The 17,379-nt window shown below is 71.6% G+C and carries 15 protein-coding genes; 8 read left to right on the plus strand and 7 right to left on the minus strand.

Annotation, left to right across the window (positions count from 1 at the left end; genetic code table 11):
• Positions 1-38 precede the first annotated feature (38 nt).
• From ACFWUY_RS01400 to ACFWUY_RS01410, 3 genes are all read left to right on the plus strand, one after another.
• Positions 39-608 (plus strand): HPP family protein, encoded by a 570-nt coding sequence (locus tag ACFWUY_RS01400; protein WP_384100698.1) that lies wholly within the window; start codon positions 39-41, stop codon positions 606-608.
• Positions 609-617: 9 nt separating this feature from the next.
• Entirely contained in the window at positions 618-1,085 is a 468-nt protein-coding gene (locus tag ACFWUY_RS01405) for an NUDIX hydrolase (RefSeq protein WP_384100700.1), read from the plus strand.
• 121 nt (positions 1,086-1,206) lie between these two features.
• Entirely contained in the window at positions 1,207-2,439 is a 1,233-nt protein-coding gene (locus ACFWUY_RS01410; protein ID WP_384100702.1) for a serine hydrolase domain-containing protein, read from the plus strand.
• A gap of 18 nt (positions 2,440-2,457) precedes the next feature.
• Here the strand turns inward: ACFWUY_RS01410 and ACFWUY_RS01415 are convergent, their stop codons facing one another.
• Both ACFWUY_RS01415 and pepN read right to left on the minus strand, forming a co-directional pair.
• A complete protein-coding gene (locus ACFWUY_RS01415) occupies positions 2,458-3,462 on the minus strand; it encodes a hypothetical protein (protein WP_384100704.1) in 1,005 nt (334 codons plus the stop codon).
• A gap of 282 nt (positions 3,463-3,744) precedes the next feature.
• Positions 3,745-6,309 (minus strand): aminopeptidase N, encoded by a 2,565-nt coding sequence (pepN, locus tag ACFWUY_RS01420; RefSeq protein WP_384100706.1) that lies wholly within the window; start codon positions 6,307-6,309, stop codon positions 3,745-3,747.
• A 144-nt stretch (positions 6,310-6,453) separates the two neighbouring features.
• On the opposite strand from pepN, the gene ACFWUY_RS01425 reads away from it, so the two are divergent.
• Positions 6,454-7,089 (plus strand): DsbA family protein, encoded by a 636-nt coding sequence (locus tag ACFWUY_RS01425; RefSeq protein ID WP_384100708.1) that lies wholly within the window; start codon positions 6,454-6,456, stop codon positions 7,087-7,089.
• 124 nt (positions 7,090-7,213) lie between these two features.
• Here ACFWUY_RS01425 and ACFWUY_RS01430 read toward each other — a convergent pair whose 3' ends face one another.
• The 3 genes from ACFWUY_RS01430 to ACFWUY_RS01440 all read right to left on the minus strand — a co-directional run bounded on the left by ACFWUY_RS01430 (position 7,214) and on the right by ACFWUY_RS01440 (position 10,971).
• Positions 7,214-7,858 carry a superoxide dismutase gene (locus ACFWUY_RS01430; protein ID WP_384100710.1) on the minus strand — a complete coding sequence of 215 codons (645 nt, stop codon included), beginning with the start codon at positions 7,856-7,858 and terminating at the stop codon, positions 7,214-7,216.
• A 188-nt stretch (positions 7,859-8,046) separates the two neighbouring features.
• Positions 8,047-9,459 carry an amino acid permease gene (locus ACFWUY_RS01435; RefSeq protein WP_384100712.1) on the minus strand — a complete coding sequence of 471 codons (1,413 nt, stop codon included), beginning with the start codon at positions 9,457-9,459 and terminating at the stop codon, positions 8,047-8,049.
• Positions 9,460-9,573: 114 nt separating this feature from the next.
• Entirely contained in the window at positions 9,574-10,971 is a 1,398-nt protein-coding gene (locus ACFWUY_RS01440; RefSeq protein ID WP_384100833.1) for an amino acid permease, read from the minus strand.
• Positions 10,972-11,245: 274 nt separating this feature from the next.
• On the opposite strand from ACFWUY_RS01440, the gene ACFWUY_RS01445 reads away from it, so the two are divergent.
• Positions 11,246-11,839 carry a biotin transporter BioY gene (locus ACFWUY_RS01445; RefSeq protein ID WP_384100714.1) on the plus strand — a complete coding sequence of 198 codons (594 nt, stop codon included), beginning with the start codon at positions 11,246-11,248 and terminating at the stop codon, positions 11,837-11,839.
• Positions 11,840-11,912: 73 nt separating this feature from the next.
• Here ACFWUY_RS01445 and ACFWUY_RS01450 read toward each other — a convergent pair whose 3' ends face one another.
• Positions 11,913-13,346, minus strand: a complete 1,434-nt coding sequence (locus ACFWUY_RS01450) for an amino acid permease (RefSeq protein WP_384100716.1) — start codon at positions 13,344-13,346, stop codon at positions 11,913-11,915.
• Between the two features lie 199 nt (positions 13,347-13,545).
• On the opposite strand from ACFWUY_RS01450, the gene ACFWUY_RS01455 reads away from it, so the two are divergent.
• Together ACFWUY_RS01455 and ACFWUY_RS01460 are read left to right on the plus strand one after the other, a co-directional pair.
• Complete coding sequence (locus tag ACFWUY_RS01455; protein WP_030222594.1) at positions 13,546-14,040, plus strand: ribose-5-phosphate isomerase; 495 nt, start codon at positions 13,546-13,548, stop codon at positions 14,038-14,040.
• Complete coding sequence (locus ACFWUY_RS01460) at positions 14,040-14,849, plus strand: Fpg/Nei family DNA glycosylase (protein WP_384100718.1); 810 nt, start codon at positions 14,040-14,042, stop codon at positions 14,847-14,849. Before ACFWUY_RS01455 ends, ACFWUY_RS01460 begins: the two co-directional genes overlap by 1 nt.
• 7 nt (positions 14,850-14,856) lie before the next feature.
• Here the strand turns inward: ACFWUY_RS01460 and ACFWUY_RS01465 are convergent, their stop codons facing one another.
• A complete protein-coding gene (locus ACFWUY_RS01465) occupies positions 14,857-16,086 on the minus strand; it encodes a GNAT family N-acetyltransferase (protein WP_384100720.1) in 1,230 nt (409 codons plus the stop codon).
• 106 nt (positions 16,087-16,192) lie between these two features.
• Between ACFWUY_RS01465 and ACFWUY_RS01470 the strand changes: the two genes are divergently transcribed.
• Complete coding sequence (locus ACFWUY_RS01470) at positions 16,193-17,338, plus strand: PP2C family protein-serine/threonine phosphatase (RefSeq protein WP_384100722.1); 1,146 nt, start codon at positions 16,193-16,195, stop codon at positions 17,336-17,338.
• The last annotated feature ends 41 nt before the right edge of the window (positions 17,339-17,379 follow it).

The raw sequence follows: 17,379 nt of genomic DNA on the forward strand, positions 1-17,379 counted from the left end.
GCGCCCCCGTCCCGCCCACCGACACCCGAGGACCGCCCGTGACCACCACCCCGGCCCCCGACGCCGCCCTGCCCGCCGACGGAACCGCGACCGCCGGAACCACCCCGACGAGGACCCGGGCCGCCCCCGCCCGCCCCGGCCCGCCCCCGCGCCCCCGGCCCCGGATCCTGCTCGCCTCCACCGCCGGCGGCGTCGCCGCGCTCCTCCTCCTGGTCGCCGTCGGCACCGTGCTCGACCAGCCCCTGCTCGTCCCGCCGCTCGCGGCGAGCATGGCGCTCGTGGCGGGCGCCCCCGACCTCCCGCTGTCCCAGCCGCGTTCCGTCGTCGGCGGTCAACTGTTCTCCGCCCTCACCGGCTTCGCCGTCCTGGCCGTGGCGGGCCCCGGCCTCTGGGGCGCCGCCGTCGCCGGCGGCCTCGCCCTCGGCGTGATGACGACGGCCCGTACCCCGCACTCGCCCGCCGCCGCCACCGCCGTGATCGTCGCCCTCCAGGCCCCGCCGTTCTGGTCGTTTCTCGGCCTTCTCGCCCTCGCCTCCCTCCTCCTGGTCGCCGTCGGCCTCGGGACGGCCCGCGTCTCGGGCCGGACGTATCCCGTCTACTGGTTCTAACCTCTGCTCATGAAGCAGGAGTTGAGGGTGGCGGCCTACGCCGTGTGCGTACGGGACGGTGAGGTGCTCCTCGCCCGGTGGGTGGCGAAGGACGGCACCAAGCGGTGGACCCTGCCGGGCGGCGGCATGGACCACGGCGAGGAGCCCGTCCAGACCGTCGTCCGCGAGGTGGAGGAGGAGACCGGCTACCTCACCGAGCCCACGGCCCTCCTCGGGATCGACTCCATCCGGCGCGGTTGGCTGCGCCGCCTCGCGAGCCCCGGTGACTTCCAGGGGCTGCGGATCATCTACGAGGCCCAGGTCACCGGCGGTGCGCTGCGCAACGAGACCGGCGGCTCCACCGACCTCGCCGCCTGGCATCCGCTCGACGCCGTCCCCGGCCTGACCCGGGTCGAACTCGTCGACATCGGCCTCGACCTGTGGCGCGAGCGGCCCCCGGTCGGCCGCTCCCGGCTCACCGATCCGGCGAACGGCTGACCCCTCTGTCAAAAGGCTGAAAGACGCTCAACCATCGCCACCCGGCTCAACCGTCCCGCCCACCCCGTGGTCCTCCCCGCCGACCGCAGCACACGCACAGCAGAGTCACAGGGGAGCCTGCATGTCAGCCGTACGCACCACCCGCACCGTCCTCGCCACCGCCCTGGTCGCGGGGCTCACCGCCACCGCGCTCGCCACCCCCGCCCTCGCGGCACCCGCGCCGGAGCGGCGCGACCACACGGCCACCCAGCAGGCGCTGCAGGCCGCGGTCGACGCAGGGGTGCCCGGTGCCGTCGCCCAGGCCCGCGAGGGAGGCGACCGGTGGACCGGCACCGCGGGCGACCGCGGGGGCGACGACCACTACCGCGTCGGATCCATCACCAAGACCTTCGCCGCCACCGTCCTCCTCCAGCTCCAGGCGGAGGGCCGTCTCGACCTCGACGACCGGGTCGAGAAGTGGCTGCCCGGCGTGGTCAGGGGCAACGGCCACGACGGCCGGAACATCACCGTCCGCCAGCTGCTCAACCACACCAGCGGCATCTACAGCTACACCGAGGACCCCGCCTTCCAGGAGCGGGTGTTCGGCCCCGGCTTCCTGGAGCACCGCTACGACACCTGGACGCCCCGGCAGCTCGTCGGCGTCGCCATGACCCATCAGCCGGAGTTCGCCCCCGGCGCCGGCTGGAGCTACTCCAACACCAACTACGTCCTCGCCGGGATGGTCATCGAGAAGGTCACCGGGCGCCCGTACGGCAAGGCCGTCGAGAACCGGATCATCAAGCCGCTGAAACTGCGCGCCACCAGCGTCCCCGGCACCCGGGTGACCGTGCCGCAGCCCAGCAGCCGCGCTTACTCCCCCCTCTACGTGCCGGGCGGCCCCGTCCACGACGTCACCGAGCTCAACCCCACCCTCGCCCTCGCCGCGGGAGAGATGATCTCCGACTCGGCGGACCTCCAGACCTTCTACCGCGCCCTCCTGAAGGGCCGGCTGCTCCCGAAGTCCGGGATGAGCGAGCTGACCGCCACGGTGCCGGTCAGCCCCGAGTACCCCCAGTTCCGTTACGGCCTCGGGATCTCGTGGCAGAAGCTGGGCTGCGGCACGGAGATATGGGGCCACGGCGGCGGCATCCACGGCTCGATCTCGGAGGCGTACACCACCCGTGACGGGCGGCACACCCTCGCCGCCAACTTCAACGCGGACTGGACGGGCGACACCCAGAGCGTCATCGACGCCGAGTTCTGCGGTACGACCCCGAAGGGCGCCGACCCCAAGGGCCTCACCGCGAAGTCCGGGGAGTCCGCGAAGTCCGCGAGGCCCGCGGCGACCCTGTCCGGCCTGGTCCCCATGAACTGACCTCCCGCCTCCGGCCGTTCACCGCGGCAGGACGACGACGTACGCGGCGGGCTGCCGGTCGGGCGCGGCCATCAGGGCCGTACGCACCACGGTGGCCTGCTGGTCCATCGCCTCGCGCAGCTTGCGCGGGGTGAGGTGGACGACCGTGATGCCGAGCCGCTCCAGGTGCTCCCGCTTGCGGGTGTACTCGGACCAGAGCGCGTCGTCGTCCTGCCGCGGCGCCCGGGTGTCGAGCTCGACGGCGACGGCCTGGTCGGGCCAGTAGGCGTCCACCCCGCCCAGGTGCGGTCCGCCCGGCAGCCGCAGGTCCACGTTCCACAGCGGGTCCGGCAGCGCGAACTCCCGCACCATCTCGTACAGGCGCTGCTCGGAGAGCGACCGTCCCTCGGCGAGCAGCGCGTCCACCGCGTCCACCACGTGCGGCCGGGTGAGCAGCCGGGCGCGGCTCAACTCGCGCACCACCGCGCCGGGTTCGCAGTGGCCGCCGCTGACCGCCTCGGTGAGCAGCCGGCGTACCGTCTCCGCGTCCGAGAGCCCGGACACCGCGTCGGCGACGGCGCGGGCGACGGGGGCGACGGGGATCCCGGTCAGCTCCACCGGCTCGGGGGACGCGGGGGCGCGCACCACCCGCACCCAGCCGGTCGAGCGCAGCCGCCGGGTGCGGGGCACCAGGATGTCGATCCGGTCCAGGGCGGTGAGCGGGGGCGCGGCGGAGAAGCGGTGCAGGGTCAGCGCGGCGAGCCCGGTGATCATCGCCTCGGGCCCCTGCGGGGGGACGGCTCCGGTCCCGCGGGCGTAGAGGAGGGCGGCGCGCAGCCGGTCCTCGCTGGTGGGCGGCCCGGGGTGGAGCAGGAAGACGCCGGGCAGCAGCTGCTGCCAGCCGCCGGGCCGGCAGCGGGCGGCGACCTCGGAGGCGGGAAGGCCCTGGGCCCTCAACTCGGCGGCGGAGGCGAGACGTTCGGGGCGCCCGGTGCGGGAGGCGAGGGGGAGGGGGCGGGGGGTGATGGGGGTGTTGTGGTTCATGCCGGGGGTCTTCCGCTCCCGAAGGCTCCCCTAACCCCTGTTACACGCTCGTCGACAATTAGGGACAAGCTCGCCCTAAAGTACGCACGTTCGAGTGCCGATGAGAGCTGCCGCGTGGTGGGCACCACGCCCCGACGGCGGGCGCCGTCTCCCGCGTCCGTCGCTCGTCACCCGGCGCCCGTCGCCCGGCGCACCGAGGAGCGGCGCCCTCTCCGGGGCGCCGCTCCTCGGGACCGGCCGACTAGACCGGCCGACTAGACCGGCCGACTAGACCGACCGCGGCTAGACCGTCAGGCGTCCGTCGCAGGCCTGCGCCCGCAGCGCCCGCGCCAGGTCGTCCCGTGCCTCCAGGACCAGGCGGCGCAGCGCCGGCGCCGCCGACTCGTGGGCCGACAGCCAGGCGTCCGTCGCGGCCAGCGTCGCCTCGTCGTCCTGGAGCCCCGGGAACAGGCCCCGGACCACGTGGATGCCGATCTGGATCGACCGCTCGGCCCACACCCGCTCGATCGCCGCGAAGTACTTCTCCGCGTACGGCGCGATCAGCTCACGCTGCGAGGGCTGGGCGAAGCCCGCGATCGTCGCCTCCACCAGCGCGTTCGACAGGGTGTCGGACTCGACGACCTGCGCCCAGGCCTGCGCCTTGACGGCGGCCGAGGGCCGCGAGGCGAGCAGCCGGACCTGGTGCCGCTTGCCCGTCGCCGTGTCGTCCCGGACCAGCTCCTCGCCGATCCGGGCCTCGTCCGCCCGGCCGTGCGCGGCGAGCGGGGAGAGCAGCGCCCAGCGCAGCTCCTGGTCGACGTCGAGCCCGTCGATCTTCGCCGTGCCGTCGAGCAGCCCCTCGAGGAGCTGGAAGTCGGCCTCGGTGGAGGCCGTCGCCGCGAGGAACCGCGCCCAGGTCAGCTGGTGTTCGCTGCCCGGCTCGGCCACGCGCAGCTCGCGCAGCGCGCCCTCGGCGAGCAGCCGCCCGCCCCGCTCGCGCCACTCGGGGGCCGCGTAGAGGGTGACGGCCGACTTCGCCCAGGTGTGCACCATCTGGAGGACGCCGATGCCGGTCTCGCGGCCCGCGAAGGCGAGCGCGACGGCGACGAAGTCGCGGGCGGGCATCAGCCCGTCACGGGTCAGGTTCCACAGGGCCGACCAGCACAGGGCGCGGGCCAGGGGGTCGGTGATGTCACCGAGGTGCGCCCGGAGGGTGGCGAGGGAGCCCTCGTCGAAGCGGATCTTGCAGTAGGTGAGGTCGTCGTCGTTGACGAGGACCAGGTCGGGCTTCTCCGCGCCCGCCAGGTCGGTGACGACCGTCCGGGCGCCGGTGAGGTCGGTCTCGGCCCGCGCGTACCGGACGAGCTCCCCGCCGGTGAGCCGGTAGAGGCCGACGGCGGCCCGGTGCGGTCGCAGCTCGCCGCCCTCCTGGACGACGGCGAGCTCGGTGATCCGGCCCTCCGCGTCGTAGGTGACGGCGGGCGTCAGGGTGTTCACGCCGGAGGTCTGGAGCCAGGACTTCGCCCAGCTCCTCATGTCACGGCCGGAGGTCTCCTCCAGGATCGTGAGGAGGTCGGCGAGCCGGGTGTTCCCGTAGGCGTGGCGCTTGAAGTAGCGGCGCGCACCCTCCAGGAACGCGTCCCGGCCGGCGTACGCGACGAGCTGCTTGAGCACCGACGCGCCCTTGGCGTACGTGATGCCGTCGAAGTTGAGCTTGGCGTCCTCCAGGTCACGGATGTCGGCCGTGATCGGGTGCGTGGACGGCAGCTGGTCCGCGCGGTACGCCCAGGACTTGCGGTTGTTGGCGAAGGTCACCCAGCTGTCGGCGAAGCGGGTCGCCTCCGCGTTCACGAAGGAGCCCATGAAGTCGGCGAAGGACTCCTTCAGCCACAGGTCGTCCCACCACACCATGGTGACCAGGTCGCCGAACCACATGTGCGCCATCTCGTGCAGGATGACGTTGGCCCGGGCCTCGTACGCGGCCTGCGTGACCTTGCCCCGGAAGACGAGCTCCTCGCGGAAGGTCACCATGCCCGGGTTCTCCATCGCGCCGAGGTTGTACTCGGGGACGAAGGCCTGGTCGTACTTCCCGAAGGGGTACGGGTAGTCGAAGTTGTCGTGGAAGAAGTCGAAGCCCTGCTTGGTGATCAGGAAGACGTCGTCCGCGTCGAAGTGCTTGGCGAGCCCCTTGCGGCACATCGCGCCGAGCGGGATCTCCAGCTCGGTCCCGTCGGCCAGCGTCCGCTCGTACGTGTCGGTGACGTAGTGGTACGGGCCGGCGACGACACACGTGATGTACGTGGAGATCGGCTTCGTCTCCGCGAACCGCCACACGCCCTCGGCGTCCCGCTCGCCCGCGCCGTTCGACCAGACCGTCCAGTCCTCGGGCGCGGTCACCGAGAAGCGGTACGGGGCCTTGAGGTCGGGCTGCTCGAAGTTGGCGTACACCCGGCGGGCGTCGGCCGGCTCGTACTGCGTGTAGAGGTAGACCTCGCCGTCCTCCGGGTCGACGAAGCGGTGCATGCCCTCGCCGGTCCTGCTGTAGGCGCACCGCGCGTCCACCACGAGCGTGTTCTCCTCGGCGAGGCCGTCGAGCGCGATCCGCGAGCCGTCGAAGACGACCGCCGGGTCGAGGGAGCGTCCGTTGAGCGTGACCGAGGACACGGACGGGGCGATCAGGTCCACGAACGTGCTCGTGCCCTCGCCGGTGCGACGGAAGCGGATCGTCGTCCGCGAGCGGAAGGTGCGCACCGCCTCGGCACAGTCGCCGACCGCCGACCTCAGGTCGAGATCGACCTCGTACCCGTCGACGGACAGCAGGGCCGCCCGCTCGTGGGCCTCGTCGCGGGACAGGTTCTCACCGGGCACGGTCACTCCTTCGTGGCGCGTTCGAAACAGCACCGATCCTCCCATGTGCCACTGTCACCCCCGCGCACGGGAATGCCGTCGCCCGCCCGTGGTGTTGCCTCCTTTCGGCGCACCACCTTCCCGACGGCCGTACCGAGGAGTGACATGTCCGAAAGCAGGACCACCGCCGAGTTCTTCTTCGACCCGCTGTGCCCGTGGGCCTGGATGACGTCCCGCTGGATGCTGGAGGTCGAGAAGGTGCGGCCGGTGGACGTCAGCTGGAAGGTCATGAGCCTGGCCGTGCTGAACGAGAACCGGCTCGACGAGCTCCCGGACAAGTACCGGGAGATGCTGGAGACCCAGGCGTGGGGTCCGGTCCGGGTCGTCGTAGCCGCCCAGCAGCTGCACGGCGACGAGGTCGTCGGCAAGCTCTACACCGCGCTCGGCACCCGCTTCCACAACAACGGCGAGGGCATCACCCGCGAGGCGATCGTCGGCGCCCTGACGGACGTCGGCCTGCCCGGGGACCTGGCGGACTACGCCGACAAGGACACGTACGACGCCGAGCTGCGCGCCTCCCACAAGGAGGGCATCGACAAGGTCGGCCAGGACGTCGGCACCCCGGTCATCGCGGTCCCGGGCCCCGAGGGCGACGAGGTCGCCTTCTTCGGTCCCGTGGTCACCCCGACCCCGCGCGGCGAGGCGGCGGCCCGGCTGTGGGACGGCACGCTGCTCGTGGCGTCGACGCCGGGCTTCTACGAGATCAAGCGCACCCGGACGGCGGCGCCCAGCTTCGAGTGACCCTGCCCGCAGGTACGGAAGAACCCCCGTGATTCACGTCATCACGGGGGTTCTTCCGTCATTCCGCCCGCCGGTGATGGTGGAGAAGACGATCACGAGCAGGACGACGGGGTGGCGCCGCCGGTCAGAAGGAGATCAGCGGGACCGAGGCCTTGGCGGCGTGGTAGCGCCTGTTCACGTCCTGCCAGTTGACGACCTGCCACATGGCCTCGATGAAGTCCACCTTCTGGTTCTTGTACTGCAGGTAGAAGGCGTGCTCCCAGGCGTCGAAGACCAGGATCGGGACCGAGCCCTGGCCGACGTTGCCCTGGTGGTCGTAGACCTGCTCGACGATGAGCCGGCCGCTGATCGGCTCGTACGCGAGGACGCCCCAGCCGGAGCCCTGGGTGGTCGCGGAGGCCTTGGTCAGCTGGGCCTTGAACTTGGCGAAGGAGCCGAAGGACTCGGTGAGGGCGTCCGCGAGGTCGCCGACGCCGTCGGCGGCCAGCGGCTCGCCGCCGCCCCCGTTCTTCGGGCTGTCCATGTTGTTCCAGTAGATGGAGTGGAGGATGTGGCCGGAGAGGTGGAAGGCGAGGTTCTTCTCCAGGCCGTTGATCGCGCCCCACTGGCCCTTGTCGCGGGCCTCCTCCAGCTGCTCCAGGGTGTCGTTGGCTCCCTTGACGTACGCGGCGTGGTGCTTGTCGTGGTGCAGCTCGATGATCTGCGGATTGATCACCGGCTCCAGCGCCGCGTAGTCGTACGGCAGCTCCGGAAGTGTGTAGATCGCCATGTGCCCGGCCCCTTCGACTGCTCCTGCTTATTGCAAACTATATGCAAGTGCAGGCTAGCAGCAGGTGCGTACGCAGTTGATCAGTCCTTCGTCCCAGGTCCCGCGGGCCGACGGGACCGGCACGGCGAAACCCCCGGACCGAGCGGCGGTCCGGGGGTTTCGGAGGAGACGGCGGGGAACGGCGGGGATCAGGAAGTCCGGTCCTCCGCGGCCTTCTGGCGCACGAAACCGGCGACGGCGAGCAGCAGCGTCAGACCGCCCGTGAAGTAGAGCTGCACCCGGGTGCCCTCCTCGCGGGCCATCAGGACGAAGATCGCCGCCATGCCGGCGAGCGCCACCCAGGTCAGCACCGGGAAGGCCCACATCCGCACGACCAGCTTCTCGGGCTCCTCGCGTTCGGTGCGGCGGCGCAGCACCAGCTGGGAGGCGGCGATGAAGAACCAGACGACGAGGATGATCGCGCCGATCGTGTTGAGCAGCCAGATGAAGACGTCGTCGGGGCGCCAGTAGCTGAGCAGCACGCAGGCGAAGCCGAAGACGGAGGAGACGAGCACCGCCGGGCGGGGGACCCCGCCGAAGGTGCGGCCGAGCGCCTTCGGGCCCTGACCGCGCGAGACCAGCGAACCGGCCATCCGGGAGGCGCCGTAGATGTTGGCGTTCATCGCCGACAGCAGGGCGACGAGCACGACCACGTTCATGATCTGGCCGGCCGCCGGGATGCCCAGGTGGTCGAGGGTGGCCACGTACGGGCCCTTCTCGACGACCGCCGCGTCGCCCCACGGGACGAGCGTGACGATGACCGCCATCGAGCCGATGTAGAAGAGCGCGATCCGCCACATGGCCGTGCGCACGGCCTTGGCGACGCCCTGCACCGGGTGCTCCGACTCGGCGGCGGCGATGGTGACCGTCTCCAGACCGCCGTACGCGAAGACGGAGGCGAGCAGGCCGACGATCAGGCCCTCGGAGCCGTGCGGGAAGAAGCCGCCCTCGCCGGTGAGGTTCGCGGTGCCGGGCGCGTCCGTGCCGGGCAGGACGCCGACGATCGCGAGCACGCCGATCCCGAGGAAGAGGACGATCGCGCCGACCTTGAGCGCCGCGAACCAGAACTCGAACTCGCCGAAGTTCTTCACGGCCGCCAGGTTGGTGGCGCAGAAGACCAGCATGAAGAGCGCGACCCAGGCCCATTCGGGACTGCCCGGGAACCAGCCGGTCATGATCTTCGCGGCACCGATCCCCTCGAGACCGACGGCGACGCAGAGCAGGAACCAGAAGGCCCACCCGGCGGTGAAGCCCGCCCAGGGGCCGAGGGCCCGCTCGGCGTGGACGGAGAAGGAGCCGGAGGCCGGGTTCGCGGCGGACATCTCGCCGAGCATGCGCATCACGAGCATCACGAGGACGCCCGATATCGCGTAGGCGATGACGATCGAGGGACCGGCGGCGGCGATGCCGGCGCCGGAACCGACGAAGAGACCGGCACCGATGACACCGCCGAGGGCGATCATCGAGAGATGGCGCTGCTTGAGACCGTGGGAGAGGCCCTCGGCAGGTGCGGTCGCGCCGTCCTTGCGGTCGGCCGGCGCGGGCGCGGTGGTCCGGGACATGGGCGAACCCTGTTCACTAGCTGAGACGGAGGCAGCCCACAGTCTGGGCGGGCGCACCGCTCAGGGGGAACCGGAGTCCGCTATACGGTCACGAGCCTCACACATCGTGAAGGACTACTTCCGGTTCGTGCGCAGTTCCCGCACCCAGGCCACCAGGAGCACCGTCCCGGCCGCCGCCCCCGACCACAGCACCTGCGGCCGCGCCGCGTCGTCCCCGAGCATCAGGACGAGCACCGCCCCCATCGCCGCGAGCGCCACCCAGGTCAGCCACGGAAAGCCCCACATCCGCAGCGTCAGCGTCTGGGGCGCCTCCCGCTCGATCCGGCGCCGCAGCCGCAGCTGCGAGACCGCGATCAGCGCCCAGACGAAGAGCAGCACCGCGCCGACCGCGTTGAGCATGTAGAGGAAGACGGAATCCGGCCACTTCAGATTGAGCAGTACGGAGACGAAGCCGAAGGCCACCGAGGCGAGCACCGCCCGACGCGGCACTCCGCCGCCCGACACCTTCAGCAGCCCCTTCGGCGCCTCCCCGCGCTCGGCGAGCGAGAACACCATCCGGGACGAGCCGTACAGATTGGCGTTGAGCGCCGAAAGCAACGCCACGAACACCACCACGTTCATGATCTGTCCCGCCGCCGGCACCCCGATCGAGTCCAGGACCGCCACGTACGGCGACTCGCCCGGCTTCATCGAGGTCCACGGCAGCAGCGTCACGATGACCAGCATCGAGCCCACGTAGAAGAGGAGGATCCGCCAGACCGCGCTGCGCACCGCCCGCGCCACGTTCCGCGCCGGGTCGTCCGACTCGGCCGCCGCGATCGTGACGACTTCGAGGCCGCCGAAGGCGAAGACGACGGCGAGGACGCCGGAGACGACACCCGCCCAGCCGTTCGGCAGGAAACCGCCCTGCCCGGTCAGGTTCGTGAGCCCCACGGGGTCCGTGTCCGGGAGCCAACCGGCGATCGCGAGCGTGCCGAGAACCAGGAAGAGGACGATCGCGCCGACCTTGAGCGCCGCGAACCAGAACTCGAACTCGCCGAAGTTCTTCACGGCCGCCAGGTTGGCGAGGGTGAACACGATCATGAAGATCAGCACCCAGCCCCACTGCGGGACCTCCGGCACCCAGCCGTGCGCGATCCGTGCCGCGCCCGTCGCCTCCACGGCGAGGACGACCACGAGCAGGAACCAGTACAGCCAGCCCACCGAGAAGCCCGCCCACCGGCCGAGCGCCCGCTCGGCGTGGACCGAGAAGGCCCCCGAGGCCGGCATGGCCGCCGACATCTCGCCCAGCATCCGCATGACCAGCATCGCGAGCGTGCCCGCCAGCAGGTACGAGACCACGATGCCGGGTCCGGCGACGGCGATGCCCGCGCCCGAGCCGACGAAGAGTCCGGCGCCGATCACGCCGCCGAGCCCCAGCATCGTCAGGTGACGCTGCTTCAGACCGTGGGAGAGGGGCTCCGGTTCGGTGAGGGGGCCGGTGGCCGGAGGGGACGGCGGGGCGTCGCGCATGGTGGGGGACTCGCGCTCTCGGGGAGTTGACACTTTATGGAGACCCCACAGTCTCTCCGCTGACCTCCCTCCGGCGCAAAAGGGGCTTCTTCCGGAGAGCTGCCAGTGACAAGGGTCACGTGGCGCGCCGTACGGAATCCGGCATGAAGCGTTCCTTTGTCGAAACCCCATGAAGCAGTCGGCTCACGCTTTGTCGACGGCTGACGGTGATCGAGCGTTCACTCCTGGCATACCGTCAACCTGTCCCGCCCACCCTCACCCTCGCGGAGTACAGATGAGCACCGTCGCCGCCCCCGCCCGTACCCTCCGTGCGGGCACCGTCCTCGCCGACCTCCTCCCCGCGAGCCGCACCCGCGACATCGCCCTCGTCGTCGGCGGCGCCGCCCTCACCGGCCTCGCCGCGCAGCTCTCCGTCCCGGTCCCGGGCTCCCCGGTCCCGGTCTCCGGCCAGACCTTCGCCGCCCTCCTCGTCGGCACCGCGCTCGGCGCCCGCCGCGGCTTCCTCGCCCTGGCCCTCTACGCGGTGGCCGGCATGGCGGGCGTCCCGTGGTTCGCCCAGGCCACCTCCGGCTACGGCATGCCGTCCTTCGGCTACATCCTCGGCATGCTGCTCGCCGCGACCGTCGTCGGCGCCCTCGCCCGACGCGGCGCCGACCGCTCGGTGCTCCGCACGGCCGGCGTGATGGTGCTCGGCTCCGCGGTCATCTACGCGGTCGGCGTGCCCTACCTGGCGCTCGCCACCGGCATGACCCTCGGCCAGGCCGTCGCCGCCGGTCTCACCCCGTTCCTCATCGGTGACGCCCTCAAGGCGGCCCTCGCCATGGGCGCCCTGCCGGCCGCCTGGAAGCTGGTCGGACGCAAGGGCTGAGCCCCGTACGCCCGTACACGCGCGAGAGGGCCCGCCGTTCCCCGGGGAACGGCGGGCCCTCTCGCATCCGGGTCTACTGCCGGGCGGACTTCGTGACGCGCTCCTTGACCAGCGCGATCACGATCACGAGCGCGGCCACCAGGAGCGAGAGCACGACCTGCTCACGGGCGCTGCCGCCGTCGTACAGCATGTAGCCGAGGACGAAGACGATCATGGCGATCGTCGCCCAGGTCAGGTACGGGAAGAGCCACATCCTCACGACGAGCTTCTCCGGCGTCTCGCGCAGGATGATGCCGCGCATCCTCAGCTGGGTCACGCAGATGACCAGCCAGACGAAGAGCGCGACCGCGCCGGAGGAGTTCAGCAGGAAGGCGAAGACGGTGTCCGGCCACTTGTAGTTGAAGAAGACCGCGACGAAGCCGAAGACGACCGAGCCGAGGATCGCGGCCACCGGTACGCCCCGCTTGTTGACCTTGGCGAAGGCCTTCGGCGCGTCACCGCGCCGGCCGAGCGAGAAGGCCATGCGGGAGGCCGTGTAGAGGCCCGAGTTCAGGCAGGAAAGGACGGCCGTCAGGACGATCACGTTCATGACCTGGCCGGCGTGCGGGATGCCGATGGAGTCGAGGGCGGCGACGTACGAGCCCTTGTCGACGATCGACTTGTCGTTCCACGGCAGCAGGGTGAGGACGACGAAGATCGAGCCCAGGTAGAAGACGCCGATCCGCCAGATCACGCTGTTGGTGGCCTTGGTGACCGCCTTCTGCGGGTCCTCGGACTCGCCGGCGGCGAGGGTGACGATCTCGCTGCCCATGAAGGAGAAGACGACCATCAGCACACCGGTGAGGATCGCCCCCGCGCCCATCGGGAAGAAGCCCCCGGTGTCGCTGAGGTGCGCGAATCCCGCGCCCGGGTTGTCGGAGCCGGGGAGCACGCCGAAGACCGCGAGCATGCCGATGACGACGAAGGCGCCGATGGCGACGACCTTGATGCCGGCGAACCAGAACTCGAACTCGCCGTACGAGGCGACGGAGCCGAGGTTGGTCGCGGTGAGCACCACCATCACGATGAGCGCCCAGGCCCACTGCGGGACGGCCGGTATCCAGCTCTCCAGGATGACCGCGCCGGCGGTCGCCTCGACGGCGAGGACGACGACCCAGAAGAACCAGTAGAGCCAGCCGATGCTGAAACCGGCCCAGCGGCCGAGGGCCTGGTCGGCGTAGGCGGAGAAGGAGCCGGAGGAGGGCCGGGCGGCGGCCATCTCGCCGAGCATCCGCATCACGAAGACGACCATGGTGCCGACGAGTGCGTACGAGAGCAGGATCGCGGGGCCGGCCGCGGCGATGCCGGAGCCGGAGCCGACGAACAGGCCGGCGCCGATGACGCCGCCGATGGCGATCATCGACAGGTGACGGTTCTTGAGTCCGGCCTTGAGGCCGTCGGAGGAGTGCGGTGTCCCGGGGTTACCGGTCTCCTCGCCGTCCTTCGTCAGGGTCGGTTGCGTGTTCATGAACGCTTCCTCGTGTCTGTGTGGGGGCGCTCGGGTCGCGAGCCTGAGCATTGAACACTGTGAACGGGGAGGAACGGAAGACCTCATTCCGGATCGTTGTGCGGGCGACCGCGCGAGAGTCGAAGGTCCGTACCGGACCGGGTGAAGGTCCCGACCCCGATGCCTGCTACCCGGGCCCTGACATGCCACACTCGGCACCATGCGCGTCTACATCGGTTCCGACCACGCCGGATACGAACTCAAGAACCACCTCGTCGAGTGGCTCACCGCTCACGGCCACGAGCCCGTCGACTGCGGTCCCCACATCTACGACGCCCTGGACGACTACCCGCCGTTCTGCCTGCGCGCCGCCGAGAAGACGGCCGCGGACCCGGACGCCCTGGGCATCGTCATCGGCGGCTCCGGCAACGGCGAGCAGATCGCCGCGAACAAGGTGAAGGGGGTGCGCGCCGCCCTCGCCTGGAGCGAGCAGACCGCCGCCCTCGGCCGCGAGCACAACAACGCCAACGTGATCTCCGTCGGCGGCCGGATGCACACCCGGGAAGAGGCGACCAAGTTCGTCGAGATCTTCCTGAACACCCCGTACTCCGGTGACGAGCGTCACACCCGCCGGATCGACATGCTCACCGCGTACGAGACCACCGGCGAGCTCCCCCCGATCCCGGCCCACCACCCGCAGGAGCCGACCGCCTGATGCCCGAGGGGCACACGATCCACCGACTGGCCGCCGACCACCGGGAACGGTTCGGCGGCCGGTCCGTGCGGGTGACCAGCCCGCAGGGCAGGTTCGCCGACTCGGCGGCGCTGCTCGACGGCGCCGTCCTGGAGACCGCCGAGGCCCACGGCAAACACCTCTTCCTCGCCTTCGAGGACAGGGAGTGGGTCCACGTCCACCTCGGCCTCTTCGGCAAGGTGAACTTCGGCGGCGCGCCCGTCCCGCCGCCCACGGACACCGTCCGCATGCGGATCGCCGACACGGACGGGTACGTCGACCTCCGCGGCCCCACCACCTGCGCGTACATCACGAGCGCGGAGAAGCGGGCGATACACGAGCGCCTGGGTCCGGACCCGCTCCGCGACGGCGACGACCCCGGCAGGGCCTGGGCCCGGATCTCGAAGTCCCGCAGCACCGTCGCCGCCCTGCTCATGGACCAGAAGGTCGTCGCCGGCGTCGGCAACGTCTACCGCGCCGAGGTCCTCTTCCGGCACGGCATCGACCCGTACCGCGCGGGCAGGGACCTCACGGCGGGGGAGTGGGACGCGATCTGGGCCGACCTGGCGGCGCTGATGCGCGAGGGCGTCCGCCTGAACCGCATCGACACGGTCCGCCCCGAGCACACCCCCGAGGCGATGGGCCGCCCGCCGCGCGTCGACGACCACGGCGGCGAGGTCTACGTCTACCGCCGCGCGAACCAGCCCTGCCACATCTGCGCCACGGAGATCCGCACGGCGGACCTGGCCAACCGCAACCTCTTCTGGTGCCCGCGCTGCCAGCGGTCCTAGCGGCGGCCTAGAACCGGTGCGGCAACCAGGGCGCCACGGGTGACCCGAACGCCACCGACGCCTCGACCAGCGCCCCCTCCCGCAGCTCGCGCACGCGCCCGGCCCCCGCCAGGGACACCAGCGAGATCCCCCCGAGGTACGCCGCCCCCAACTCCCGTACGGAAAGCGCCAGATCCGGCGCGTCCCCCGTACGGACACAGTTCGCACCCTTCTGGTCCCCGGTGAGCCGCCACCGCCCCGTGTTCCACGGACAGAACGCGTCCTCCACCTCGAACACCACGTCCACCGGCGCCTGGTACGTCCGCGCCTCCAGGGCCGCGCCCACCTCCACGAGCCGTACGTGCAGCGCGTCGCGCAAGGTCGGCGCGCACCGCCGCACGTCGCTCACCAGGTGCTGCCAGCCGTCGTCCACCGGCCGGCTCCGGACCTGTACCTCCGAGGCCAGGTCCACCGAGCAGAGGAACCGCCACAGCGCCGCCTCGGCCACCGGGTCGAGCCCCATCAGCTGGTGCACGTGCACCGCCCCTTCGGCCCCCGTGGACGACCAGTCCGGCTTGATCGCGTAGTGCGCGAACCCCACGGCCTCCCCGTCCCGCTCCGCCAGCACGCACAACCGGGGCGAGGTGCCCTCCCGGTCGCCCGGCGGATCGATCAGCGGCAGCCGCTCCCACCCCGGCCGCCGGGCCGGCATCCCCGGCCGCTTCGGCACGAGGCGCGCGTACACGGCCTCGCACACCGCCGAGGACTCCGTCAGGCCGGCCTGCCGCAGTGCCACCCCGTCCGTGCCCTCCGGCACCGAGAGCCGCACCCGCGTCGTGTCGATCGTCGCCCGCGCCTCGTACGCGGCGACGCCGTAACCGAACCGCCCGTAGATCTCCGGCTCCGATGCCGTGAGCACCGCGAGCGGCTCGCCCGCGGCCCGCAGATCGTCGAGCTGCCGCCGCATCATCGAGGTCAGGATCCCGCGCCGCCGGTGCGTGCCGGCCACGCTCACCATCGTCACGCCGCCGGCCGGGACCGACGCCCCGCCCGGCACCGTGAGCCGGAACGTGAACGCGCCCGCCGTCCCCACGCACAGGCCACCGTCCCAAACGCCAACGAAACGGTCGAACTCGGTCAGGTCGCGCCACAGCTGTCGCTCCTCCGGTGCCTCGGGCACGCCCCCGAAGGCGAGTTCGAGAACCGCGTACCAGCGATCCCACTCACTCGGGTCCAGGACCCGCAGTTCAGTCGTCATATGCCATCGATATCAGCGGCACCCGCCCGGGGCGACCCGATTTCACGCACATTGTCACCGGGGTACCCCTGCGCGATGTCGGACGGGATGGATAGGGTCCAGGCCAATGGGACACCGCGCCGGAGTGAACACGTACGCGGCCCGGCTGCGCAGGCGCGCCCGCCGGGCCCGCACCGCGCTGCGCAGATCCGGCGTCGACTACTTCCGGGGAGACGGCTCCGACTGGCTCGCCTTCGCCGGACTCTTCCTGATGATTCCGGCCATCGCCGTCGGAACCCTCCTCGACCCCGTCTGGTGCTCACCGGCCGCGCTCGTCCTGCCCATCGTGGCCGGCGGCCTGCTGCTGCGCCCCGCCAGCCTGCTCGGTCTGTACGCGACCGCCGCGGGCGCCCTCATCGTGGAGTCCGTCGTCCTCGGCCCGTACACCCAGGGCCCCGCCCGGGTCACCCCCGGCACCGTCCTCGTCGTCGCCGCCTGCGGCCTCTTCGGACTGCTCATCGCCCAGTTCAGGGCCCGGGTCGGCGTGCCCTGGCGGCGCGGCGGCACCATGCTCTTCGACCTCCGCGAACGCATCCGCGTCCAGAGCGCCCTGCCCCGCCTCCCGCAGGGCTGGCACCGTGAGATGGCGCTGCGCCCGGCCGGCGGCCAGTCCTTCTCCGGCGACTTCGTCGTCGCCGCCCGCACCCACGGCGGCCGCACCCTGGAGGTCGTCCTCACCGACGTCTCCGGCAAGGGCATGGACGCCGCCTCCCGCTCCCTGCTGCTCTCCGGCGCCTTCGGCGGACTCCTCGGCTCGCTCCCGCCGCACGGCTTCCTGCCCGCGGCCAACGGCTATCTGCTGCGCCAGAACTGGGACGAGGGCTTCGCCACCTCCATCCACCTCGTCCTCGACCTGGACTCCGGGGACTACGAGCTCTTCTCCGCCGGCCACCTCCCGGCCCTCCAGCTCCACGCGGGCAGCGGCCGCTGGGAGGAGAAGGCCGCCGAAGGGCCGCTGCTCGGCGTCTACGACGGCGCCGACTTCCACCCGGTCAAGGGCTCCCTGCGCCCCGGTGACGTCCTCATGCTCTTCACCGACGGCCTGGTCGAGGCCGCGGACCGGGACATCGCCGAGGGCATCGACCGCCTCACCGGCGAGGCCGACCGCTGCGTCGCCGAAGGCTTCGACGGCGTCGCCTGGCACCTGATCGAGGCCGTCGCCAAGGACGTCAACGACGACCGCGCCCTGCTGCTCATCTCCCGCCCCGCCTGAACGCCCGCGACGGCCCCGTCCTGATGTGATCTTCTTCGCGA

This window comes from Streptomyces sp. NPDC058664 (assembly GCF_042716635.1).
Lineage (GTDB): Bacteria > Actinomycetota > Actinomycetes > Streptomycetales > Streptomycetaceae > Streptomyces.